Raw genomic sequence first — 25088 nt, 5'->3', positions numbered from 1 at the left:
CCCATGTCCGAATTTCACGATCTCGCAGAATTGGCGCTGAATCGCGAAGGGCAATCCTGGGGCAATCTGGGATATTGGGAAAGCGCGACCCATTATTCGGATGCATGCCGCGCGCTCGCCAAATTGCTGGGTGAACAGGCAGGGCTGGACCACCATTCGCGAGTGCTTGACGCCGGCTTTGGCTGCGGCGACCAATTGCTGCTCTGGTGCGACCAATTTGACGTGGCGCAGATTGATGGCGTCAACCTGTCCCGCAGCCAGACCGCCCATGCGAAGGACCTGCTGCGCCAAAACAGACAAACCAAAGCCGCCGACACCATCGTGCAGGGCGATATCAACGATCCTGATGTCTGGAGCGCCGCCTTGAACGGGGCGCGGCCCAGCCATGTTCTGGCGCTGGATTGCGCCTATCATTTCCCCGACCGCCCAGACTTTTTCGCACTGGCACAGCAGCATCTTGCACCAGCGGGACGACTGGCGTTGACCGACTTCATGCTCGCCGATCAACATCGGACCGACTCCCCTATGCATCGGCTCCTGCGCTGGATGCTGAAGCGTTCGCATATCGCAGAGGCCAATATCGTCCACCGCGACCAATATCTGCGCCAGCTGCGGGACGCCGGTTTTGATGCAATCCACATTGTCGATATCAGCGAACAGGTCATGCCCGCCTTCGCCCAAGGGCTCCGCGCCTCCCGCCGGAAAAACCGCAATGGAGCGGGCCGCAGCAAACTGGGATGGTCCAGCCGGATCAAATATAACGTAACCGGCCGGTTTCTAACATGGGCCTATCGCCGCTCGATTTTGCGTTATTGCCTGATCAGCGCCACGAGAATCATCTGAGCGCGGACGGAAGAAACAAGGGGTGGAAAAAAGTGCACTGTCACCGTAATTCGGGCCTTACCAATATTTCTATTTATCTGCGAAGAGGAGGTAGTTAAATATTCTATATGTACGAAAAAACTAGAAGATTTGTGGGCTATGCTATCGGTATTGTGATGATACCGCTTGGTTTAAATTTTCTTGATTTGATGAACTACAGAAGTCATTATGCGATAAGCAGTTCAGTATATAATTTTTATGCTTTTCTTTTTGCGTCACTGGCCTGCATTTTCATTTCATGTTTCATTTTCCTGTCTTCCAAAAGAAATTTTTATTTATTTGTATTATTGAATATTTCTGGATCATTTTTATTGAGCATTTCAATTTTATATTGTGGATTTAATTATGGAGTATATAAAGCAAATAATATTCTTCATCAGAATGATGAATTGTATAAAAATTGCATAATTCAAATTAGATCTAATCCGATAAATTTTGAATGCTTGAATGCATTTTTTCTACCTTTTACTTTTCTTGTTTTATCCCCTTTGTCGGTATTAATATGTTATGCTGTATTTCGGGAATATTACTATAGATATGAGAGCCCAATCGGAAAGTAGTTGAGCAATAAGATTACGGTGATAAATTGCATTAGAATTACGGTGACAGGTGCGCCATTCCCCAATTTCCTCGATCCTTTGTCCGTTTTGCCAAGGGATGATCATTTGCCTGTGACATTGGGCCGACTAGATTTGGTTTATGGCTCGTCTTCCCCGCATGCAGACCGGTTGGTTCGTCAGAATGGATTACCGATCTGGAAGCAAGGACCGGGCACAAAATTGCGCCAGCAAAGCGCGGACGCAAGCCTAGGGGAGGACAATAAGGGAATGGTGCAACTGTCACCGTAATGTAGATTTCGTCCCTCAGAACGTCAGCTAAATGACTTTTTGACGGGGCCGGGCGACACTGCAACTTTAGCTAGAGGATTCGCCATCACCCAAAGCTGGGGTAGCGAGCTGTCGGCAACTGGTATAGGGTCGGGTGGCGTCGAAGCAAACTACTCACGCCACTACTCTTGGCGGATTAATGACTAGGATGAATATTATGTCATCACTTTTTATTCTCATAGCATTATTTTACTGTGCTGGTTTTATGATGGTGTTTAAGAAGCGATGGTATGTTTATTTGACAGATTTTGATAACAGCGAAGCTAATTTTCGAAGAAGAATGTCGGATGTATGCTTTGTAGAACACGCAAATTTTGTAGGCTGGTCACTGATTGTATCGACAACGGCAATGGTTTTAGCAGTCATATTTTTGGCTATTTAGCAATGGTTGTTAAGAAAGGACATGAATCACGGCCACAGTCACACCATCCCCAAAACACCCCTTTCCTACAACCACCCCCATCCCCTATCCTTCCCGCCGTTCTGCCACCAAGCGCAGGACCGGCTCTTTGACAATCTGGATATAGGACGAAGCCCTTTCACACGCCCGCAGGGACCAAATGCGCCGGAGTGAGACCCCGCCACAAAGGTTACACTCGCCACGCCGTTTTCAACCCAGAAAATCAGGAATTTCGCGGCTTAGCGGCAGAGGTCGCAGAAAATAAAAAGTCCATTTTCTGTCAACTTTGCGGCGCGGGATTGACGGAGTTTAGCGGAACAAAGGTTCGCCAAAGCTTCTCAGCTTCCGGCTATGCAGCGTTCCCGCATCGGCTTCCTTCGCCAGCAGGTCGATGGCGCGCAGCCCGATCGCGAGATGCTGTCCGACGCGTTCCTGATAGAAAGCGTCAGCCATGCCGGGTAGCTTGATCTCGCCATGCAGCGGCTTGTCGGACGCACAGAGCAGCGTTCCATAGGGCACGCGATAGCGATAGCCATTGGCGGCGACCGTCGCGCTTTCCATATCGATGGCAATCGCCCGGGACTGGTTCAGGCGCCGGGCAATTTGTTCGAAGCGCAGCTCCCAATTGCGATCACCGGTGGTCACCACCGTGCCGGTGCGCAGATGCTGTTTGAGCTTCGAATGATCGATGCCGGTTTCTTCCTGCACCGCCTGAGTCAGCGCTTGCTGCACTTCGGCAATGGTCGGCAGCGGGATGCTGGGTGGCAGGACGTCGTCGAGCACATTGTCATCGCGCAAATAGGCATGGGCGAGGACATAGTCGCCCAGCCGCTGGGTCCGGCGCAGCGCACCGCAATGGCCGATCATCAGCCAGACATGCGGGCGGAGCACCGCGAGATGGTCGGTGATCGTCTTCGCATTGCTGGGGCCGACACCGATGTTGACCAAGGTCACACCCGGACGGCCATCGCCACGGACCAGATGATAGGCGGGCATTTGCGGTGGCTTCGCAATGGGCGGCGCGGAGGGCTTACCATCGCTGCCGGTGATCCGGTTTCCGGGCTCAACCAACATCGTCGCTTCGCCGGATTTCACTTCCGCGAGGCCATGTTCGATAAATTCGTCGACATAGCGCTGATAGTTGGTGAACAGGATGAAGGGTTGGAAATGCTCGGGTTCGGTCGCGCAATAATGGCGGATGCGGTGGAGCGAATAGTCGACCCGTTCGGCGGTGAACAGGGCAAGGGCCGAGGCTTCCTCGCCCTGGAAAATCTGGCCGCCATCGACGATCTCGTCATTGGTTTTGACCAGATTGGGCGTGTGGAAATAGTTGGGCAGCTTTTCCTTCTTCGCGCGGTCAAGGCCAGCGCCAGCGTCGGCGAGAGCAAAGGCCAACGGAATGGGCGTGTCGGATAGCCCAACCTTGATCTTCGCGGTGAACGTCCCGGCGATGCGCTCCAGCTGATCGAGCAGATAGGCGCGATAGAGCCGGGGTTCGGTGACGGTCGTGCGATAGGCGTTGATGTCGGATAGCTGGCCGGATGTCAGATGGCTGGTCTCGGTCGCCTGCGCAGCCGGAATTTCAACGCTGATCTGGGGATATCGGCCTTGTTGCCGGTCATCCTGGGACAATTTGGATGTGGCATAACGGCCAAAGCGAGCCGCCGTGATTTCAATTTGTTCGGCGTAAAGTTTTTCAAGCAGGGCCACCGCTTCCGCGGGCGTGGCACATAAAGTAGATTCAGTTGTCATGTAGTCTCCGTTACAGTTTCAACCCTTTAACGGAAAACGGGAACAAAGGAAACTAGCTACGCGATAGGTCGAGAAAATGGGCTGCTGCTGCGAATTCTGCTTTCTTGATATCGCGCGCTGCTGTTGCCTGATCATCGCGGCCCCATTGCTGTTCCTGCCACAGCTCTTCCAGATTGACCTGCGGCCACAGGGCCTCGACATCGTGGACCTGTTCGACCAGCGCCAATGTCGCGATCAGCGAACCGGACAGTCCGACCAGCGACAGCATCGCGGCAATGCTATAATCATCCTGCGCAGCAACCACGCTGGTCAGTCGCGCAATCGTTTCGACCGGCTGCGCTTCATACCGGATACCGCAGATCAGGTTGAAGCTGACATCATAGCGTTGCTTCGCCCAATCGAGCAGCGGATCCCAATGGTCCGCCTGATAGTCGATCAGCGCCTGCTGATTAGGATCAGCGCGATAGTAGAGCATGTCGCTGTCGGCAAAAGCGGCGATACGGGAAACAATCCGGTCGCGCTCATGCTCAACCTGATCCAGCGCGCCTTGGGCAAGGCCGGTGAGTGGCATGGTTCCGGGCAGGATATCCTCACCCTGCGCCGCCCATTCTGTCGCAATCGCGTCGGCGAGATTGACATTCGGTACGGCCAGCGGGTGACGCTGCGGCGTCTTCATCGGGCGCCCGTCGAGCAAAATGGCAAAAGCGTCGCCATCGGGCGATACCGATACATCCTTATAAAAGCGCTTCACGGAACCTCCGCCTCTTCCGCCGCTTTGGCCATCTGTTCTTCGACGACACGGGCTTGCACATATTTACGGATGATCCAGACTGGCGCGACCCACATTTGCACAAGGCCCAAAGCGATCAGTACATAGCCTGCCCGAGCCGGCATTGGCGGCAGCCGGTCCAGCACGATGGCCAGCCCTAACATCACCAAGATCACGCCAAGCAGACGGATAATGCTGACGGTGATATGCACCGCCTTGGCCTGCTTCTCTTTCTCGGGGTCGGGGATATATTCCGGTTGATCGTCCATTGGCTCGCTCATGCGTTCAATATTCCGTTCAGATCGGCCATGGTTGGCGCGACTATTTCTGCTCCAGCATCAATCAATTCATGCTCGTCATGATAGCCCCAATCGACACCGACCGCCCGCACCTTGGCATTGACCGCCATTTCCATGTCGAAGCTGGTATCACCGATCATCGCCGTCGTTTTCCTCACCGCGCCTGCCTCCGCCATCGCCAATTCGACCATCGCTGGATGCGGCTTGGACGGATGGCGGTCTGCAGTCTGCAGCGTCACAAAACGGTCCAGCAAACCATGCGCGCTCAGTACATGCTGGAGCCCCCGATCCGACTTTCCGGTGGCAACGCCCAACACCCAGCCAGATGCTTCCAACGCGTCCAATGTCTCGAGCAATCCATCGTAAAGCGGCTCATGCACGCCGCCTGCCTGACGCAATTCAAAGAAACCATCCTTGTAGGATTGTGTCACCGCCGCAACGATTGCCTCGTCACCATCGGGCATTAGTTGCGATACGGCTTCGATGAGGCTGAGGCCGACAATCCGCCGGATAAGATGGTGATCAGGCGGGACAAGGCCATGCTTTGTAAAAGCATGATCCATCGCGGCGCAAATATTAGCCTGACTGTCCACCATCGTGCCGTCGCAATCGAACAAGGCAAGCTTATTGGTCATTTCTCTTCGGACTCCTGCATCAAATGTTTGCTCTCCAAGACATCAAGACCCACCCGCTCGCCGCCATTATGATGGTAATTGGCAGATTTCAGCCATCGGAAAGCGGGATCAGGGTGCATTATTTGGATTTCTTATGGAGGGCCTGTTTGACTTTTGCCTTGTGCGGCATGTTTTTCTTATGCGTCGCCTTGCCGGCATTCGGCCGCTCACGCTTGGTAGGTTTGCCTGCCTTGGTGGGCTTGCCGCTTGTCTCTCCGCGACCACGACGCTCGCCGCGTTTATCCTTACGGATCTGCTTGGCATGGGCCTTGGCCTGCTGTTTGCGGGCCATCTTGCCGCCAGGCCTTTTTTCGTCGAGTGGCAAGTCGCCTAGGCTTAGATCTAGTCCCAGATTTTCAACCGTTTCGGCAAAATGGTCCGGCAGGTCAGCCTTCACATCGACCTTATGACCGTCGGGATGGTCGATCCGCAGCCGTCGCGCGTGCAAATGCATTTTGCGACTGATGGCGCCGGTCAAGAACGCATCCTTGCCGCCATATTTGCCGTCACCGACAATCGGATGTCCGATCGCCGCCATATGGACACGCAACTGATGAGTCCGGCCGGTATGCGGCTGCAATTCGACCCAGCAAGCCCGGTTACCTGCGCGTTCGATAATCCGATAGCGCGATTTGGCCGACTGTCCGTTTTCTTCATCGACGTGCATTTTCTCGCCACCGGAACCCGGCTGTTTGGAAAGCGGTAAATCGATCACGCCATCGGCAATTTCCGGCACACCCATGACAATCGCCCAATAGACTTTGCGCACGTCACGGCCAGAAAATCGCTTGGAGAAAAAGGATGCAGCGCCCGGCGAGCGCGCCAGCAGGATCACACCGCTAGTGTCTTTGTCGAGACGATGAACCAGCTTGGGTCGGAACTTCGCATCAAAGGTTAAGCCGTCCAACAGACCGTCCAGATGCGTTGTCGTCTTGCTGCCACCCTGGGTCGCCAGACCAGGGGGCTTATTAACCACCAAAGCCGCCTTGTCTTTGTGAATCACCAGTTCTCGGGCAAAATCTATCTGATCTTGCGACAATTCCGTTCTCGCCTTCGGTACGCGGCCGGGACGGTCGAGTTCCAACGGCGGGACCCGCAATATCTGCCCAGCCTGAACGCGATCGCCCGGCGATACTCTTTTCCCGTCCAGCCGCAGCTGTCCGGTCCGTGCCCAGCGCGATACGATATTGAACGGCACATCATCCATATGCCGCTTGAACCACCGGTCGACCCGAATATCCTCATCATCGGCGGAAATAGTAAATTGCCGCACGTCGAGTGTCTTCAGAGCCTGCCTTTGCTCTTTCGCCGAGCCCTGAGGCTTTTCTTCTTCGGAACCGCTTTCTGCCGTGGGGTCAAAACCGCTCATGTCAGCGCCCTTACTGCCATCAGACCCGCGAACAACGCCAGCACCGAACCGACAACCGAAAGCAAGGCATAGCCGATGGCCATGCTCCATTCGCTTCGTTCGATCATATTGATAACTTCCAAACTAAAGGCCGAAAAAGTTGTGAAGCCGCCTAGCAAACCAACGCCAAGCAACAGCCGCCACGGCTCATCGACAAAATTACTGCGCGCCAAAACTCCCGCTAGCACACCCATCAAAAGACCCCCGGTCAAATTGGCCACCAACGTACCATAGGGATAGCCCATAGGTCCAAGGTGAAAGACAAGCCGTCCGAGATGATACCGCCCTGCGGCACCAATCGCACCGCCTGCCATGACAAGAAGGGTCGCGTTCATGGCCGTCCCTTAGTCCGCTTGCGTGGTTTTTCCAAGCAGATCATTGGTGAGCCACAAGCGGATAGCTGTCGCAAGCCCGGGCGGCTGTGCCGCTGCAATCCGTTCGACGTCTATCTGTGCCACCAATGCATTAAGCGGCAGACCGCGAAGATCGGAAGCCACTTTCAACATATCCCAGAACAACGGTTCCAAAGAAATGGACGTTTGATGCCCCGCAATCGTGATGCTGCGCTTGACCGGTGGATGAAAGAGTTCGGGCCCTTCTATATCCACCCGGACAATTCCCGTCGTACCAATTTATCCAACATATCGATGCTGGGATCACTGTCATTGAGACAGGGCAGATAGGCGAAATATTCTCCGCCGCCGGCTTCAAACTGCTCCTTGCCCCGTATCGCCAATTCTTCGCACGTCTCCAAACAATCGCTCGAGAAGCCGGGCGCAAAGATAGCGATATTCTTTTTCCCCTGTCCGGGCAGCGATTCCAAAATTGTATCGGTCGCCGGTTCGAGCCATTTCGCCCGACCAAAACGGGACTGGAAAGCAATCACCAATTCTCGCCCCATCTTCTCAGACAAGAGTCGAGCGGTCTTCTGACAATGGCAATGATAGGGATCGCCCAACTCCAGAGTGCGCTGTGGCATGCCATGAAAGCTCGCAACAATCGCGTCCGGCACAAAATCCAGAGCCGCAATATCCCGTTCGAGGCTGGTTGCCAGTGCATCAATATAGGCTTCGTCGTCATGATAGGCGGGCAGCAGCCGAATAACCGGTTGCCAGCGCATGCCGGCAATCGCATCAAATACGGCATCATGGACGCTAGCGGTCGTAGCCCCGCTATATTGCGGATAAAGCGGGGCGATCAATATGCGATCGCATCCGGCCTCTTTCATCGCTTCTAGACGGCTTTTGATGCTCGGGTTGCCGTAGCGCATTGCCCAATCCACCATCACGCCTTCGATTTTTCCGGATAATTTTTCGGCCTGTTTTCGTGTGTTAGAGGCTAATGGCGAACCGTCTTCGGTCCAGACGAGACCATAAGCTTCGGCGGATTTTGCCGGACGCGTATTAAGAATGATACCGCGCAATATCGGCTGCCAGATGATTGAAGGAATCTCGACGACCCGCTTGTCCGAAAGAAATTCTTTGAGATAGCGTTTGACGGCTTTCTTATCTGGCGCATCGGGCGTACCCAGATTGACCAGCAAAACACCGACTTTCTTGGCCGCGACCGGCGGATGCCCCTTTGGCAATGGCCCAGTTTCACGCATGATTCATGACACTTCCCCGAAAAATGGTATTTGCCGGAACCGGACCCCGGTTGCCGAGAATAATGCATTGGCGACAGCTGGCGCGACAGCTGGCACCCCAAGCTCTTCATAGCCGACAGCTTCTTCATCGCTTCTGATAAATTCAATCTGGATCGGAGGGATTTCCGCAAGGCTTGGCAAGGACAAATCACGCAACCGCTTTGCTGTCGGCAGTCCTTTTTGGAACCGGGTTGCACTACCCAACGCCATCGCCAAGCCGAATATTATGCCGCCCTCAATCTGCTGCCGGGCAATATCCGGGTGAATGACCCGACCAATATCCACGGTTGCCGAAATACGGCGAACTTCTAAGCCGCCCGTCCCCCTGCTAGCACTGGCGATCAGCGCGATATAGCCGCCGCGCATACCGTGGCATGCGATGCCCTGACCGCTGCCATCCAAGCCGCCATCCCATCCAGCCATGGCGGCGACACCCGTCAGGCATCGAGCGAGCCTCGGCTGATTGTTCATCATCTGCATGCGAAAGGACAAAGGTTCTACGCCCGCCTCCGCCGCCAACTCATCGATGAACGATTCCAGATAGAATATGTTGCTGCTATGGGCATTACTGCGCCAATTGCCCGTCGGTACGCCAACAAAAGCGCTATGGTGATCGACGGTGAGATTAGGAATATCATAGGGCACGTCTAGACCGTCTACGACTTTGATATCCGCTTCCCCGATAGAGCTACGCATCGCATCCACATTGTTCTGACCACCAAATAGTCGCTTCACTTGCTCGCGGGCCGATGGCGGAGACGCGATCTTGATTTGCATAGCTTCCACACGACCCGCTTTTGCCATGGCGGCATCCAGACGCGCGTGACTCGGTGCCCGATAATGGTCATGCATAAACTCTTCTGCGCGGGACCAGACCAATTGGACCGGGCGTCCAATCTGCTTTGCGATTTGCGCGACCTGCCCGGCGATTTCATTATCCAGATTGCGGCCGAACGACCCGCCGCTCAGCATTGGATATAGCGTGACGCGATCCTGCCCGATGTTCAAAACCTTGGCGGCTGCCCGCACCGCCGCAACAGGCGCTTGGGTGGCCATCCAAAGCTCTAAACCACCATCTTTATATTCTGCCGTAGCCGTCCGCGTCTCGATTGACGCATGCAGTGCGGCATCGGCATTGTAGCGTGCCTGGAAGATATTATCGGCTGAAAACGCGCCTTTGCTATCGCCGCGTGAGATGAAGCGTATCCCTAGTCCATTTTCCAAAGCCTCTTGCAACGCGGTATCGATCTTGTCGCTATCAGCCATATAGCCTTTGGTTTCAAAAACCGGGATCATTTGATCCAGCGCGCGATTGGCGGCCCACCAGTTGGTTGCGACTGCCGCAATCCAATTTTCGCCCTCAACAACGTCGATGAATCCCGTGATCTTGCTAGCGCCTGCACGATTAAAAGATTTCAAACGCGTTTCGCCAATCGGGCCTTGACGGATGGCCGCAAACACCATGTCGGGCAACCTGATATCACCCGCAAAATTTGCAGAACCATCTAATTTGCTCGGCAAATCGAGACGGGGGACATCCTGTCCGATCAGATTGCCTGCACCGGCTGGCCGCAGCGGCACCGGATCCGGCAACGTCTCAGCCATTGCGTCGCGCACCAGTTCCCCGAAGCGCAGCTGGTTGTCACCGTTGGAGACGATACCGTTTTCGACCGTACAGATTTCCCAATCAACGTCCCATTTGGCGGCAGCCGCCTTGGTCAACAACACCCGCGCTGCTGCACCCGCTTCCCGAAAACTTCCAGCGAAAGCTGGGATCGCGGTTGAATCGGCCGTCAGCATGAACTGGTCACGGACCGCAACATTCTGGGCGACCCATTGGATTGCTTCATTCTCGGCCAGTTGCTCCGTGCCTGCGGGCAAGAAGCTCTCTGCCCACTGCTCCATCAATAGGCCGTTGCTATAAAGCGGATTAATCGGTGCGGGCTCAACCGCAACCGTCCGCCAGTCGGCGCCTAGTTCATCGGCCAGGATTTGCGGCAAGACCGTATAGACGCCCTGCCCCATTTCGCTTTGCGGTACGACAACCGTCACCTGTCCATCTTCAGAAATTTTCAGAAAAGCACCAAAAACATGCTCATTCTCGGTCGCAGCAACATTATGCCCGTAGCTGCGCGGCCAAATTGCCCACGCAACCACCAAGCCAGCCGCGGCACCTCCCCCAATCAGAAATTTGCGGCGATCCATTCCGCGAGATGCACTTTCAACCTGCTCGATGTCCGTTTCAGCCACCATGGGGTGCTTTCAACAGGCCCAGCCGCGGGATTTCGATTTTCGGACAGCGATCCATAACGACTTTGAGCCCCGCATCGATCGCACGCCCTGCAGCCGCTTCATTGATAACACCCAATTGCATCCATACCGATTGGGCAGCGACCGCAATGGCCTCATCAACCACATTCCCAGCGGCAGCGGAATTGCGGAAGATATCCACCATATCGAGACTTCCTTCAATATCCTCCAGCGATGGGACCACCGGCACATCATAAAGTTTTTGTCCGGCAAGGCCGGGATTGATAGGGATCACATCATAGCCCTGCTCGATCAGAAATTTGAATATCCGATTGCTGGCGCGTTCGGGCTTCGCCGAGGCACCGACCAGTGCGATACGCCGCGCCGATGTCAGCAATTCGGCTATATCCTGATCGCGTTCCAGCAGCATGATATCCTTTCTCCGGGCTATTGGTTATCCAACCATGTAGCGAGTTTTTTGGCAATATCACGGAAAGCCTGTCCATGCACATCATCGCGGCAAGCCGTTGGTGTTCCGCCATCGCTTGACTTACGGATTTCGATATCAAGCGGCACTCTGCCCAGGAAAGGCATGCCCATTGTCTTTGCAGCGGCTTCCGCTCCACCCGTTCCGAAAGGATCACTCGCTTCTCCGCAATGCGGGCAGTGATAGCTTGCCATATTCTCGACCATACCGATGATCGGAATCTTGGCCTGATTGAAAAGATCCACTGCTCGGGTTGCGTCCATCAGTGCCAAATCTTGTGGTGTGGAGACAATCACCGCACCGACTGGTTTATGATTTTGCATCATCGACAGCTGCACATCGCCGGTACCAGGGGGCATATCTACGATCAGTTCCTCAACATCCCCCCAATGCGCGTTAATCAGCTGCTCAAGCGCCTTGCCCGCCATCGGCCCGCGCCAAGCGATAGCTTGTCCGGGCTTTGCCAGATGTCCCATAGACAGCACCGGCACATCATAGTCATTGGGTACCGGGATCAACTGCTTGTCTTCGGCTTCCGGCCGTTGCCCTTCGCAATGGAGCAATCGGGGTTGTGATGGACCATATATATCAGCGTCCACCATCCCAACCTTGCGCCCCAACAGCTGCATCGCAATTGCGAGATTGGTCGAAAGTGTGGACTTGCCCACACCCCCTTTGCCGCTGGCGACTGCTATCAAACGCCGCTCGACCTTTTCGGCCGTCATCGCAACATCGACTTTTTCGACGCCGTCTAACGCCAGCAAGGTCCCTTTCACGCCAATCTCGATCTGGCCGCGCTCCCGCACGTCCAATCCGCCAACGTTAAGCACCAGAGAAACCCGACCTTCGGCGAATTTTACGGCGCTAAAACGGCCCTTGGCAACGCCATCCAGCGCCGCCTCAATTGTAGTAATATCGGTCATCGGATCGACATAGTTGCACTTTTATCGGATTGACACTGTTTTTCTGAACGCGTGCTACCTATAAAGATACTATGGATAAAAATATGGACGGCGAAGCCCGCCGCAAATCGATTTTAGGCTCAATATTGAACATGGCTGGCCCCTGGGGCAATGACAGCGGCAGCGGCAATGATGGCGGCGACGGCAACGGCGGCGGTCCACGGAACCCATGGGGTAATCCCCCGGGTGGCTCTTCCGGTGGCAGTCGCAAGGGTGCTGGCTCTCTCGAAGAACTGTTCAAAAAAGGCTCTGGTGGTGGATTTAAGGGCGGTATTCCAAAGCGCCCGGGCGGGCGGTCTTGGTGGCCACTGATGGCTATTGGCTTTATCGTCCTTTGGGTTTTACTGACCAGCATCCATCGTATCAGTCCGCAAGAACGGGGCGTGGTGACTTTCCTAGGTTCCTATTCGCGGACCATGGATCCCGGCCTCCACTTTTCGCTTCCCACCCCGCTTGAACAGGTGACGAAGCTCGACATCGAAGATATTCGGACAATCGACATTCCCGAGGGAGAGACGGAAAAGCTGATCCTGACGGGTGATCAGAATATCGTCGACTTGGCTTATTCCGTACGTTGGAACATCAAAGCGCCCGAGCTGTTCTTGTTCCAAATTGCTGAACCGGAAGAAACGATCAAGGAAGTCGCGGAAGCCGCAATGCGTGCCGCCGTCGCCAATTTCACGCTGGATGACACTATCGGTTCGGAACGGACAGAGATCGAGCAACAAGTTGAGCGTAATATGCAACAGCTACTCGACGGCTATGGCGCTGGCGTTGTCATTCGCGGTATCGCGATCAAGAAAGCCGATCCGCCTGCTGCCGTGAACGACGCGTTTAAAGAAGTGTCGGCCGCCCAGCAGACCGCACAGACTTACCTCAATGAAGCCCGCGCCTACGCCCAGCAGCTCACCGCGCAGGCGCAAGGTGAGTCAGCGGCCTTTGACAAGGTGTACGAAGAATATCGATTGGCGCCAAGGGTGACGCGACAACGGATGTATTATGAAACAATGGAGCGTGTATTGTCCAAAGTCGACAAGACGGTAGTCGAGGCACCCGGTGTAACGCCGTATCTGGCCTTGCCGGAATTGAAAAAGCGGGCACAGCAAGCACCGATTTCAACCGTGGAGGGCAAGTAAATGATTAGACGGATCATGCAAAACCCCGCTGCGCTTGGTTTCATCGTCGTTGCGTTATTGTTCACCTTCCTGAACACGCTCATCATCGTCCCCGAAACGCGGCAAGGTGTGGTTGTGCGCTTTGGTGAACCGGTTCGCATCATTAACCGATATCAAAATGCGGTCCCATTCGGGCAGACCGGCGCCGGTCTGTTGATGAAATTCCCGTTCATTGAACAGGTTGTATGGATCGACAAACGCATTCGCGACGTTGAGATGGAGCAACAGCAAGTGCTGTCGACCGATCAACTTCGCTTGCAAGTCGATGCCTTTGCCCGGTTCCGGATAACCGATCCGCTGCGTATGTATATTGCGGCTGGCACCGAAGAACGGGTTTCCGACGAACTTCGGCCTATTTTGGGTTCGGCTCTGAGGAACGAGCTCGGCAAACGCCCGTTTGCTGCACTGCTTAGCCCTGAACGCGGGCAAGTGATGGACAATATTCAAGCCGGTTTGAACCGGGTTGCGCGTCAATATGGCGCAGAGATTGTTGACGTGCGAATCAAGCGGGCCGATCTGCCTGACGGCACACCACTGGACAGCGCCTACCAACGGATGCGGACAGCCCGTGACCAAGAAGCGCGGACCATCCGCGCTCAAGGCGCGAAACAAGCGCAAATCATTCGCGCCGAAGCTGATGCAAGCGCAGCGCGGACCTATGCCGAAAGCTTTGGCAAAGATCCGCAATTCTATGATTTCTATCGCGCCATGAAGAGCTATGAGACGACGTTCCAAAATGGTGGTCCGGATGATCCACAAAGCTCGTTCATTCTCTCTCCGGATAACGAATATCTACGCCAATTCCGAGGTCGGTAAGACGCTTTGAACACAAACCGCGAGATTATCGATGCCTATTATACCGCTTTGTCGGTCATGGACGTCGATGGTTTCGAGGCTCTGCACCATCCGGACGTCGTCTATCATATATCCGGCAATACGATCATATCGGGCCGATATGAGAGCTTTGCTGCACTGAAACAGATATTGCCTGCGATATTTGATGCGCTCGATTTCGAGCAGTTCCAGTTTGCGGTAAAATGGCGAGTGATGAACGACGGCCCCGACGGCGCAACCGCCATCATGGAAGCGCAAGGACTCACCAAAAACGGGCAACGCTACGACCAGCGCTATGCGCATATCTTTGCCTTCCGAGATGGCAAAATCGCTTCGGTTCATGAATTTTTCGACACCCAACTGGCTAATGAGGCGCTTGGATTCACGACGAAACCTCGGTTCGAGACTGATGGCGCATTTGAATTTTGACGGCCATGGCCCCGTTGCAGTACCACAACGACTACACTTGTCGTCTATTCTACATAGCGTCGCTTTTTTTCGACCAAAGACAGATTCCCAGCTTGCGCAAAGGCTTGGGCACACCCAAATAGGCCTATATCAAGAATATATCGCAGTTCTACGCTTAAGATCGACAGTCGAATATGCTAATATTCAATTGCCGTTCATGAAAATTGCGTCATTATTTGTACGATTTTGAACGGATCTGGTGACAAACATTCATTTGCTCCACCAGTAATTTGAGAGGAAGATAATAGTGCGTTACGCTTACGGAATTTCAGCAGCATTGCTTTTGGCCGGCAGTGCAGCAACCCTGACCGGGATTGGTTCGGCCGGAGCACAAACCGCCGCCAACGACAGCACAGTGATGCGCAATGTCGTGCCACGTGCCGGCGCGCCGATGAGCTTTGCAGACCTGACCGAGCAGTTGCAGCCCGCCGTCGTCAATATTTCGACTACCCAGCGTGTCCGCGTGAACAACAATAATCCTTTCGCAGGCACCCCGTTTGGCGGTCTTTTTGGTAATCGCCAAGGCGGCAATGGCGGTGCACAAACCCGCCAGGCGCAATCCTTGGGATCCGGCTTCATCATTTCTGCCGATGGCTATGTCGTCACCAACAACCATGTGGTGGCACCTGGCAACCGCAACGCAACGATCGAAACGATCACCGTGATCATGCCAGACCGCACCGAATATGAGGCGGAACTAGTCGGACGCGATGCGGCCTCGGATATCGCGGTTCTCAAGATCAAAGCAAATAAAGATCTACCGTTTGTGAAATTCGGCGATAGCACCAGCGCCCGCGTTGGCGATTGGGTCATTGCTATCGGCAATCCCTTTGGTCTTGGCGGAACCGTGACCACCGGCATTTTGTCGGCGATCCATCGAAATACCGGCCAGGGCGGCGCCTATGACCGGTTCCTGCAGACGGATGCCTCAATCAACCGCGGCAATAGCGGTGGTCCGATGTTCGATCTCAACGGCAATGTCATCGGCATCAACAATGCCATCATTTCACCAACCGGCGGCAATGTCGGCATCGGCTTCGCCATTCCCGCAGAGGTTGCCGTACCCATTGTTGAAACACTCAAAAATGGACAAGCGATCGAGCGCGGTTATCTCGGTGTCCAGATAAGTGCGCTTTCGGAAGATCTCGCGGATTCACTCGGTCTACCAAAGAATCGCGGCGAATTCGTCCAGCGGGTAGAGCCCGATGAAGCCGCCGCAAAAGCCGGTATCCAGGCAGGTGATGTGATCACCAAAGTGAATGGCAAACTGGTTACACCAGATCAGACACTCTCCTATCTGGTTGCTAATCTTCCCGTCGGTACAGCCGTTCCGATCGAACTGGTGCGCGATGGCAAGGCGATCAAAGTCAATGCCAAGCTTGGCAAACGTCCATCAGAAGAAGAACTGGCCGGCAGTACCTTTGATCCAGATGCGGAAGACAACGCCCTAGGCCAGAATGACAATGGGGCCAGCGCACAGGCAACCGCCGATGCTCTGGGACTATCGGTCGTCGATCTGACACCGGCCATCGCGCGGCAGATCGGGGTTCCGTCGAAGCAGAAAGGCGTTGTCGTCTCGACGGTCAATCCGAATAGTGATGCCGCCCAGAAAGGCATCAGACGCGGTTTTATCATTACCAGCGTCAATCGCCAGCCTGTGAACAACACACCCGATCTGGACAAAGCGATCAACAGCGCGAAACGCGCAAATCGCGAAGCAGTACTGCTGCAAATTCGACGCGGCGCTCGTGATCCACAATTTGTCGCGGTTCGCCTGCAAGAAGACTAAACGCATCTAAACAGATGTAACAGAAAAGGGCCAGTGCTTGACGCCGGCCTTTTTTTTGCGTCAAGTCAGGGTCCAAATATGCAATAAGAGTGAAGGGATCCGCCAATGGCCGATGCAACAGAAATTTTTCTCGGACTGGGCGGTGGCGAACAGCAAAGTCTTAACCTGTCACGCGCCAACCGGCATGGCCTGATTGCTGGCGCCACCGGCACCGGTAAAACGGTCACTCTCCAAGGGCTAGCGGAGAGCTTTTCCACCAATGGCGTTCCGGTCTTCGTTGCCGATGTCAAAGGTGATCTGTCGGGCATTTCCATGGCCGGCTCCTCTCAGTTCAAACATGCGGACAAACTAGAAGAGCGCGCCAAAGAACTCGGAATGGATGACTATGCCTATTCCGACAATCCGGCGATATTCTGGGACCTCTATGGCAAACAGGGTCATCCTATCCGGACCACTATTACCGAGATGGGGCCATTACTCCTCGCTCGCTTGATGGATCTGAACGACACACAGGAAGGCGTACTCAATATCGTCTTCCGCTTTGCCGATGAAGAAGGGCTGCTGCTCCTCAACCTCGACGATTTGCAATCGATGCTCGCCTATACCGCAGAAAATGCAAAAGAGCTCTCGGCAAAATATGGCAATGTGAGCAAGGCCAGCGTTGGGGCCATCCAACGCCAATTGCTGCAGCTGGATAGCCAAGGCGCAGGCCAATTTTTCGGGGAACCGGCGCTGGAAATTGACGATTTCATCAAATGCGACGATCAAGGTCGCGGATACATCAACGTGCTCGCCGCTGATCAGTTGATGCGTAGCCCGAAACTCTATGCGACATTTCTGCTCTGGCTACTCGCCGAACTATTCGAAACCTTGCCAGAGGTTGGTGATCCGAAAAAACCGAAACTGGTTTTCTTCTTCGATGAAGCGCATTTGCTGTTCGACGACGCCCCCAAGGCGCTCGAAGAAAAAATTGAGCAAGTCGTCCGCCTGATACGATCCAAGGGCGTCGGCGTCTTTTTCGTCACCCAGAACCCGATCGACATACCGCAGAAGGTCGCAGGTCAGCTGGGCAATCGTGTCCAGCATGCCCTGCGCGCATTCACTCCGCGCGACAAAAAAGCGATCAAGGCAGCAGCCGATACATTCCGTATCAACCCTGATCTGGATGTCGAGGAAGCCATTACAGAATTACGCGTCGGCGAAGCCCTGGTCTCGACCTTGCTGGAAGATGGGGCACCATCGATTGTCCAGCGGACCTTGATCAAACCGCCACGGTCGCGTTTGGGACCGGTTTCCGTGAAGGAACGCGCAATCATCAATTCGATTTCGCCTTACGAGGGGAAATATGATGAAGAGATCGACCGCAATAGCGCCGAGGAATTATTAGCGCAAAAAGCGACCGACGCCATAGAAACGGCCAAAGAAGTCGAAGAAAAAGGCGAAGATGAAGTTCGCAAACGCCCGCGCAAAACCAAAAGCATTTGGGAAAAAGCGTTAAGCCGTGGTGCCAAAGTCGCCATGGGGTCAGCAGCAGGCATGGCCGCATCGACAATGCTCGGCAAAAAGTCGCGGGCAAACCCGATGCGGACCGGCGTTACATCCGCGGTGGGTTCAGTCGTTACAGATCTTGCAGGGCCTGTGGCTGGCCGCTTTGTTCGCAACCTGATTGGCGGGCTGATGCGATGAGATTGATCAAGCGCTTGGCTTAATAGCTAAGCTAGCCAAAAAATCGCGCTACAATATCTTTCGCTAGGCGGGTTGGCCGCAATGTGTCGGCATCAATACAGCACCAGCTTGATTGCACTTCAGCCAGAACCTCTTCGCCACGACGGATGACAGTGCTGTAAAATGCGCGGGCTCCATGTACTTTTTCGAGTAGCACCTCGGCGATTACATCATCCTCCAGAAAAGCAGGCTTCCGATAGGTGATCTCATGCTTGATCGCGACCCAGAGATGGTCTGCGACGGCCTCGGAGGGTGCAAATTTTTGCCAATGAGCGATGACCGCATCCTGTACCCACGTCAGATAATTGGCATTATTGACATGACCCATGAAATCTATGTCGGACGGTTCGATGGCAACGTTATGATGATGTGAAATGCTGCTCATACCGGTGATATATATGATCAGCGACGGCTGATTGATAGGGCAAACTCGTTTCTATATCCGAATCTGTGCACGGTGTCCGGTATCAGCCAAGGATGAGCTTGAATTCTTCAAACGCCAACCGCTGTTCCATGATAAAATCCTGAAAGGTTGATGCGCCCTCAATCGCCGCCAAAAATTCATCCACCGCCGATTTTTCCGCATCTGACAAGGACCGATAATAGTCCAGCGGCCGTTGCAGCATCCAGAGGCTGAATGGCGGTGCGAATCTCTGTCCGGTCACACCCTCGACGGTAAAGTCCGCCATGCCCACCGCGCGCGGTATTTCGCTATCCGGATTGGCCTGGGCCCAATTGACAAGCATGCCTGCGGTCGTCTGCAAAAAGGGCATCTGCTCTGCCATCATTCTTTCCAGCACCGGAAGCAGGGTCTGCGGAATCTCGTCATCCGGCAGAAAGTCTCCGGATAAAGGCTGTTGCACATCCACCATCCGTTCGACCCATGCGGCAACCTTGGGCGCCAGCCGTTTCATGATCTCGCCCGATGCTGGATCGCGGTATAAATGCGCATAAAGCGGTCCGATCAGACCATAGTCGCCAATCGATGGGCGCGAACCGAGCAGATAATCATATTCCGAAAAATGCCGGTCGAGGTCGGCCAAAAGCGCTTCATAGCTGGCCTCGATTGCCGGAATAGTCTGTTCATTGATGCCCAATATCGGACAGAAACCCTTGAACGTCTGTCCCCGCTCGCGACCGATAGCCAGCTGCTCTTCCTTGCTGGCGGCCGGTGAGGCAACCGCGCCGAATTCACCATAAACCCATTCTTCATTATAGTTCCAGCGATAGTGCATCGCCGGAATCACCAGCCATTCATCGCCGAATACTTCCATCAGCAACGCGACCAGCCGTTGCTTGGGCGTATCGGGATAGACCGACGGCCCGCCGATCGCCGTTTCAAAATGGTCGATAATCAGCGTCGTGTCCTGCAGGGTCTCTCCGTCTTGGGTCACCATGACAGGAATGACGGGGCGGCCGACTTTGGGAACGATAATCGTCTTATAGACTTCAGTGGTGCTGAGGATTTCCTCGTAATTCACATCTTTCCAGTCGAGATAGGCCCGCGCCTTGCCCGAATAGAGCGATAGTGGGCCACCATAGAATTTATGCGGCATCAACCACGGCCCCGGTAGGGCGCAACGCCCTGATCCGGGATCCAGAGCCCCTTGGGCGGCTCACCCGATTGCCAGAATATGTCGATCGGTATCCCGCCGCGCGGATACCAATAGCCGCCAATTCGTAGCCATCGGGGTTTCATCTCATCGAACAAGCGCTTGCCGATTCCAACCGTACAGTCTTCATGAAAGGCCGCATGGTTCCGAAACGATCCGAGAAATAGCTTGAGTGATTTGGATTCCACGATGGTCTGATCCGGCGCATAATCAATCACCAGATGGGCAAAATCCGGTTGTCCCGTAACCGGGCAAAGCGACGTAAATTCCGGCGCGGCAAAGCGGGTAAGATAAAGCTCCTCTGCTCGAGGATTCGGAACATAGTCGAGCATTGCCTCTTCAGGCGAGGAGGCAATGGGGCTTTCTTTACCCAAAAATTTCGGATTTGCGGCAGAGGAAGAATTATCGGTCATAGAGAACATCTAGGGCAAGGGATGCCCTCTGTCATCACCCCGACCGCAGGTTATGCACAAAAACCACATAAGCAGCAGATTCGTGATGCGATGCGATATAGCCTCGACGGCTGGAATTAGAATCGCTAAACGGCGAGAGGAATAGCGCAAATATTTGCGGGCATGAGGAGTTAAATATGGAATTGCTGGTAACGACCGACTGGCTGGCCGACGAACTAGGCGCATCTGATCTGCGCATCGTTGATGCAACAAAATTCATGGCCGATGCAGGACGGAATCCGGCGGCGGAATATGAAGCCGGCCATATCCCCGGCGCAGTTTTCATGGACCTGGATGATCTGACCGACACCGGCAATCCGATAGAAAATATGCTCCCGCCAGCGGAAAAATTTGCCAGCCGGATGCAATCGCTTGGCTTGGGCGATGGCAGCCGCGTGGTTCTCTACGATGACAGCCCGCTTAAAAGCGCGACGCGCGCATGGTGGATGTTGACCATTTTTGGTGCGCATGAAGTCGCGATTCTTGATGGTGGCATCGCCAAATGGAAAGCCGAAGGCCGACCACTGGAAACCGGCAAGGAAGCGCTGCGTCACCGCCATTTCACGGTCTGGAAAGACGACAAGGACGTCCGGACCAAAGCTGACATTCTTGCCAATCTGCACAGCAAAGATGAACAAGTTGTCGATGCGCGGCCAGCCGACCGTTTCAGTGGCGCAACAGCAGACCCTCGCGGTGACGCTGCCTCAGGCCATATTCCGGGCTCGACCAATATTCCGCACAGCAGCTTTTTCAATGCCGATGGCACATGGAAAAGCAGTGACGAAATCAGCGCGGTGTTCAGTGACGCTGGCATTGATCTCTCCAAACCGCTGGTCACAACCTGCGGATCGGGAATGACCGCAGCGGTTGTTTCCTTTGCAGCTGCAGTCGCAGGTGCCGAGAAAACAGCGCTTTATGACGGAAGTTGGGCGGAATGGGGCGCCGATGCCGACACCCCAAAAGCAACTGCCTAAACATGCTGACGTCGCAGGAACTATAGTTGGCAGATAACGACTCTGGTTCCAGAAAACCCGCGACTCAGGTTGTCACCGGTGGTCGAAGGAAAGTCTGGACCGAAGCCGTGGTCAATCCGCCGGTATGGCGCGCCAGCACCCATTTATATGATGATGTCGCCCACCTTAGAGAAGGGTTGAAATCGAATGAGGACGGCCGCTTTTTTTACGGCCGCCGGGGTTCTCCAACCCAATGGTCTCTTGCTGAGGCGCTAACCGAAATGGAGCCGGGTGCCGCTGGGACCATGCTCTTTCCTTCCGGTGTAGCGGCCATCTCCTGTTCACTGCTCGCCATTTTAAATCCCGGCGACGAGGTCTTGCTAACCGATAGCAGCTACGACCCCAGCCGCAGTTTCGCCGACGCTTTTCTCAAACGCATGGGAATTACCGTACGTTATTACGATCCGATGATCGGCGCAGATATTGCGGATCTATTCGGCCCCAACACAAAGGCTATTCTGATGGAAAGCCCCGGGAGTCTGACTTTCGAGGTTCAGGATGTGCCCGCAATCTGCACAGCAGCGCGGGCGGCAAACATCGTCACGCTACTGGACAACACATGGGCAACATCCCGCTTTTTCTCGGCCCTCGAACATGGTGTAGATATCGCCATAATCGCTACCACCAAATATATTGTCGGCCATAGTGATGTGATGATGGGTGCTGTCACCACACACAGCGCCTATTGGCCCCGCCTCCGTCGTACCGCCCAGCAATTGGGGCAAGTGGTGTCTCCTGACGATGCCTATCTCGCCGGGCGCGGCCTCAGAACACTGGATGTGCGCCTGCGTCAGCATGAAGCCAGCGCACTGAAGATCGCGCACTGGCTAAAAGAGCGACCTGAAGTGGGCGTCGTTCTCCATCCCGCCCTGCCCGATTGCCCCGGTCACGAAATATGGAAACGCGATTTCACGGGAGCATCAGGTCTTTTCTCCTTCGAGCTTGCAGACGGTGATGACCAATCCCGTTCTGCTTTCATCGACGCGCTATCGCTGTTCGGTATCGGTTATAGTTGGGGCGGTTTTGAGAGCCTCGCGCTGCCGGTCGACCCGGGAAAATATCGCACGGCAACCACGTGGGCGGAGAAAGGCCCGCTGGTGCGGCTCAATATCGGGCTGGAAGATCCCGAAGATTTGATGGCGGACCTTGCCAAAGGCTTTGAACAGTATCACAATGCCCGACCATGATGGATAACATGCTGAAATATCTGGAATCGCTGGCTCCTGAAACGCCCGGCAACGTCCAATATGTTGAAGGCATTATCGCCGTCATATTAGCGGCACTCGCTTTGACAGTCGGCTGGTATCTCAGCAAATATATAGGACCCAAGCTACGCCACCTCTGGGAGGCGCGCGCGGGCTATGAAAGCGAGCTTGCGGGACGCCGGATTCGGGATATGACCCGCCGAGCGACCACGTTTATTCTATGCGGCATTTTTCTCGCAGCCTATCCTTGGAACCTCATCGCACAAGTCATTTTTTCGCTCACTATCGCCATAACCGTTGGCCTATTTGCCAATGATCTGATCCGCGGCGTGCGTATGCCAAACTGGCTAGGGACCATCATTGGCCTGGCTCTGTTTATCACCATTGGATCCGGTCTGGTCGGCGGCATAGCGCCGATAGCAGAGGCAATGGAGCGGGTTGGCTTTGATCTCGGGTCACGCCGAATATCTCTATGGTGGATTGTAACCGTAGCGATGACGGCGGTGATATTGCTCGCCGTAGCGCGCGCCTTGATGAAAATCGTTTCCCATATCATCGGCAACAGTCAATTGGATGGCGCGCAGAAAGTTCTGGGGCAGAAGCTCGCAACCGTCGCGATTTTGGCCATGGCTTTCGTACTGGGCCTCGATGTAGTCGGAATTGACCTAACCGCCCTGGCGGTATTCTCCGGTGCCTTTGGCTTGGCCATTGGTTTCGGAATGCAGAAAACGATCGGTAACCTGATCGCGGGAATCATTCTGCTGATGGATCGTTCAATCAAGCCCGGTGATGTCATCGCCGTCGGTGATAGTTTCGGCTGGGTCAACAAAATCGGCGTACGCGCAGTTTCGGTCCTCACCCGAGAAGGCAAGGAGCATTTGATCCCGAATGAGGATCTTATGACGCGGGAAGTCGAAAACTGGTCCTACTCCAATCCCAATATCCGGATCGGGATACCTGTCGGGGTCTCTTATGATACCGATATGGATAAGGCGATGGAACTGATGAGACAGGCCTGTGAAGATGTACCAAGGGTGCTCCATCATCCCAAGCCGGTCGCCTGGATGCTCGAATTTGGCGACAATAGCGTCAATTTTGAAATCCGATGCTGGATCAAGGATCCCCAATCAGGGGTTGGAAATTTCAAGTCAGCGATTCTGAAACGGGTCTGGGACCTGTTCAAGGAGCATGGAATCGAAATCCCCTTCCCACAGCGGGATGTCCACATTAAGTCATTGCCCGAAGGTGGGATGGTCAAGCTCGAAGCCAGCGCGAAACAATCTGCGCTACCGACAGAATCGGCCGCGAAAGAATAATATTCGTTGCGAGATAAAACGTCGATGGCGGTCCAGCCGGGGACGAAATGCTGTTTTATTAGTCACCTCAAATCAAATCCGCTTAATTTTTAAGCGACCAAAAAATGGTTTGTGGCGGCTGTGCAACATTTCACAATTATGTCACCCTTCCTGTCGTTTTCTTTCTTGTACCGCGTAATTTTATGGAGCAGCTTTCCCTTGCACGTTTAGAGACTGTTCGCGTTCGGGACTTCTGACGCAATAAAATGACAGCCAAAACAACTCCGGGAGGGGCGCACGCATTAACGAGAAAGGAATTTCCATGCGCACGTCTATTAAAAAGAAATCCACTATCATCGGCCTATCGGCTATCTTGCTGGCCAGCACGGCTACACCTGCCTTCGCTCAGGAAGATGATTCTTCCATCTCGATTTCAGGAAATGCTGCGGTAACCTCAGATTACCGGTTCCGCGGCCTGTCTTTTTCCGATGGTGATATCGCGATCCAGGGTGGCATTGATGTCGCACATGATAGCGGCTTCTATATCGGCACATGGGGCTCTTCCATCGAAGATAGCGCCACATTCGGTCACACCGAGCTCGACCTCTACGGCGGCTGGTCCGGTGAAGTCACGTCAGGCCTGACGCTCGATGTTGGCTTGCTCTATTTCTTCTACCCCAACGGTGAAGACGGCGCGGCTGGCCCCAGCGACTATTTTGAACCTTATGCTTCGGTATCCGCCACAGTCGGCCCAGTCGATGTGACCAGCGGTATCGCTTATGCTTGGAGCCAGGACAGTCTCGGCAATTCCGACAATGTCTATATTTACACCGGCTTGTCGGCTGGAATTCCTGACACTCCTATTACATTGAATGCCAATATCGGTATCAATGAAGGGTCTTTGGGCAATCCTACAGGTGTTCTTGGTGTCAACGACTATGTTGACTGGATGCTCGGTGTAGACTGGGCGGTTACCGACAATCTGACCGCTTCTCTCGCCTATACCGACACGGATGCACCAGCTGTCAATAATTTCACCGATAGTGCGATTGTATTCACCCTCGGCATATCTTTCTAAATTCACAAAAATCATGCTGAAAAATA

Annotated in this window: 24 protein-coding genes; 10 read left to right on the top strand and 14 right to left on the bottom strand. The window is 54.3% G+C overall.

Annotated elements, in window-relative coordinates; all coding sequences use genetic code 11:
* Positions 1-3: 3 nt before the first annotated feature.
* Complete coding sequence (locus ABJG22_RS06075) at positions 4-843, top strand: methyltransferase domain-containing protein (protein ID WP_348019358.1); 840 nt, start codon at positions 4-6, stop codon at positions 841-843.
* Positions 844-2478: 1635 nt separating this feature from the next.
* Here ABJG22_RS06075 and ABJG22_RS06070 read toward each other — a convergent pair.
* From ABJG22_RS06070 to ABJG22_RS06020, 11 genes are all read right to left on the bottom strand, one after another.
* Positions 2479-3921, bottom strand: a complete 1443-nt coding sequence (locus ABJG22_RS06070) for an AMP nucleosidase (protein ID WP_348019357.1) — start codon at positions 3919-3921, stop codon at positions 2479-2481.
* A 52-nt stretch (positions 3922-3973) separates the two neighbouring features.
* On the bottom strand, positions 3974-4672 hold the full coding sequence (locus ABJG22_RS06065; RefSeq protein WP_348019356.1) for an ATP12 family protein: 699 nt from the start codon (positions 4670-4672) through the stop codon (positions 3974-3976).
* On the bottom strand, positions 4669-4971 hold the full coding sequence (locus tag ABJG22_RS06060; protein WP_348019355.1) for a hypothetical protein: 303 nt from the start codon (positions 4969-4971) through the stop codon (positions 4669-4671). The genes ABJG22_RS06065 and ABJG22_RS06060 overlap by 4 nt, the downstream gene beginning before the upstream one ends.
* Positions 4968-5624, bottom strand: coding sequence for an HAD-IA family hydrolase (locus ABJG22_RS06055; RefSeq protein ID WP_348019354.1), 657 nt, complete (start codon positions 5622-5624; stop codon positions 4968-4970). Before ABJG22_RS06055 ends, ABJG22_RS06060 begins: the two co-directional genes overlap by 4 nt.
* 118 nt (positions 5625-5742) lie before the next feature.
* A complete protein-coding gene (locus ABJG22_RS06050; protein WP_348019353.1) occupies positions 5743-7032 on the bottom strand; it encodes an RluA family pseudouridine synthase in 1290 nt (429 codons plus the stop codon).
* Positions 7029-7406 carry a fluoride efflux transporter CrcB gene (crcB, locus tag ABJG22_RS06045; protein ID WP_348019352.1) on the bottom strand — a complete coding sequence of 126 codons (378 nt, stop codon included), beginning with the start codon at positions 7404-7406 and terminating at the stop codon, positions 7029-7031. Before crcB ends, ABJG22_RS06050 begins: the two co-directional genes overlap by 4 nt.
* A 9-nt stretch (positions 7407-7415) precedes the next feature.
* Entirely contained in the window at positions 7416-7679 is a 264-nt protein-coding gene (locus ABJG22_RS06040) for a ribbon-helix-helix domain-containing protein (protein WP_348019351.1), read from the bottom strand.
* Complete coding sequence (hemH, locus tag ABJG22_RS06035; protein ID WP_348019350.1) at positions 7670-8677, bottom strand: ferrochelatase; 1008 nt, start codon at positions 8675-8677, stop codon at positions 7670-7672. The genes ABJG22_RS06040 and hemH overlap by 10 nt, the downstream gene beginning before the upstream one ends.
* 3 nt (positions 8678-8680) lie before the next feature.
* Positions 8681-10969, bottom strand: a complete 2289-nt coding sequence (locus ABJG22_RS06030; RefSeq protein ID WP_348019349.1) for a molybdopterin cofactor-binding domain-containing protein — start codon at positions 10967-10969, stop codon at positions 8681-8683.
* Positions 10959-11396 carry a CoA-binding protein gene (locus ABJG22_RS06025; protein WP_348019348.1) on the bottom strand — a complete coding sequence of 146 codons (438 nt, stop codon included), beginning with the start codon at positions 11394-11396 and terminating at the stop codon, positions 10959-10961. Before ABJG22_RS06025 ends, ABJG22_RS06030 begins: the two co-directional genes overlap by 11 nt.
* Before the next feature lie 17 nt (positions 11397-11413).
* Positions 11414-12376, bottom strand: a complete 963-nt coding sequence (locus tag ABJG22_RS06020) for an Mrp/NBP35 family ATP-binding protein (RefSeq protein ID WP_348019347.1) — start codon at positions 12374-12376, stop codon at positions 11414-11416.
* An 83-nt stretch (positions 12377-12459) separates the two neighbouring features.
* Between ABJG22_RS06020 and ABJG22_RS06015 the strand changes: the two genes are divergently transcribed.
* From ABJG22_RS06015 to ABJG22_RS05995, 5 genes are all read left to right on the top strand, one after another.
* Positions 12460-13551: a protease modulator HflK gene (locus ABJG22_RS06015; RefSeq protein ID WP_348019346.1), complete on the top strand. Its 1092-nt coding sequence runs from the start codon at positions 12460-12462 to the stop codon at positions 13549-13551.
* 3 nt (positions 13552-13554) lie between these two features.
* The gene (locus tag ABJG22_RS06010; protein ID WP_348020310.1) at positions 13555-14406 is read left to right on the top strand and encodes a protease modulator HflC; all 852 of its coding nucleotides are present in this window, start codon (positions 13555-13557) and stop codon (positions 14404-14406) included.
* 6 nt (positions 14407-14412) lie between these two features.
* Positions 14413-14853, top strand: a complete 441-nt coding sequence (locus ABJG22_RS06005; protein WP_348019345.1) for a nuclear transport factor 2 family protein — start codon at positions 14413-14415, stop codon at positions 14851-14853.
* A gap of 286 nt (positions 14854-15139) precedes the next feature.
* Positions 15140-16681, top strand: coding sequence for a Do family serine endopeptidase (locus ABJG22_RS06000; RefSeq protein WP_348019344.1), 1542 nt, complete (start codon positions 15140-15142; stop codon positions 16679-16681).
* Between the two features lie 105 nt (positions 16682-16786).
* On the top strand, positions 16787-18367 hold the full coding sequence (locus tag ABJG22_RS05995) for a helicase HerA-like domain-containing protein (protein WP_348019343.1): 1581 nt from the start codon (positions 16787-16789) through the stop codon (positions 18365-18367).
* A gap of 31 nt (positions 18368-18398) precedes the next feature.
* Here ABJG22_RS05995 and ABJG22_RS05990 read toward each other — a convergent pair whose 3' ends face one another.
* The 3 genes from ABJG22_RS05990 to queF all read right to left on the bottom strand — a co-directional run bounded on the left by ABJG22_RS05990 (position 18399) and on the right by queF (position 20432).
* Positions 18399-18791, bottom strand: coding sequence for a thioesterase family protein (locus tag ABJG22_RS05990; protein WP_348019342.1), 393 nt, complete (start codon positions 18789-18791; stop codon positions 18399-18401).
* 82 nt (positions 18792-18873) lie between these two features.
* Positions 18874-19962, bottom strand: a complete 1089-nt coding sequence (locus tag ABJG22_RS05985) for a glutathione S-transferase (protein ID WP_348019341.1) — start codon at positions 19960-19962, stop codon at positions 18874-18876.
* On the bottom strand, positions 19962-20432 hold the full coding sequence (gene queF, locus ABJG22_RS05980; RefSeq protein WP_348019340.1) for a preQ(1) synthase: 471 nt from the start codon (positions 20430-20432) through the stop codon (positions 19962-19964). Before queF ends, ABJG22_RS05985 begins: the two co-directional genes overlap by 1 nt.
* Positions 20433-20608: 176 nt before the next feature.
* Here queF and sseA point away from each other — a divergent pair, with 176 nt between their 5' ends.
* The 4 genes from sseA (at position 20609) to ABJG22_RS05960 (ending at position 25062) form a co-directional block, all read left to right on the top strand.
* Positions 20609-21445 (top strand): 3-mercaptopyruvate sulfurtransferase, encoded by an 837-nt coding sequence (gene sseA / locus ABJG22_RS05975; protein WP_348019339.1) that lies wholly within the window; start codon positions 20609-20611, stop codon positions 21443-21445.
* 26 nt (positions 21446-21471) lie between these two features.
* Positions 21472-22671 (top strand): cystathionine beta-lyase, encoded by a 1200-nt coding sequence (gene metC, locus ABJG22_RS05970; RefSeq protein WP_348019338.1) that lies wholly within the window; start codon positions 21472-21474, stop codon positions 22669-22671.
* Positions 22668-24005: a mechanosensitive ion channel domain-containing protein gene (locus ABJG22_RS05965; protein WP_348019337.1), complete on the top strand. Its 1338-nt coding sequence runs from the start codon at positions 22668-22670 to the stop codon at positions 24003-24005. Before metC ends, ABJG22_RS05965 begins: the two co-directional genes overlap by 4 nt.
* Before the next feature lie 301 nt (positions 24006-24306).
* On the top strand, positions 24307-25062 hold the full coding sequence (locus ABJG22_RS05960; protein WP_348019336.1) for a TorF family putative porin: 756 nt from the start codon (positions 24307-24309) through the stop codon (positions 25060-25062).
* The last annotated feature ends 26 nt before the right edge of the window (positions 25063-25088 follow it).

It is taken from the genome of Parasphingorhabdus sp. (genome assembly GCF_039939955.1).
Lineage (GTDB): Bacteria > Pseudomonadota > Alphaproteobacteria > Sphingomonadales > Sphingomonadaceae > Parasphingorhabdus.
This window is presented reverse-complemented; position numbering and strand designations above follow the sequence as displayed.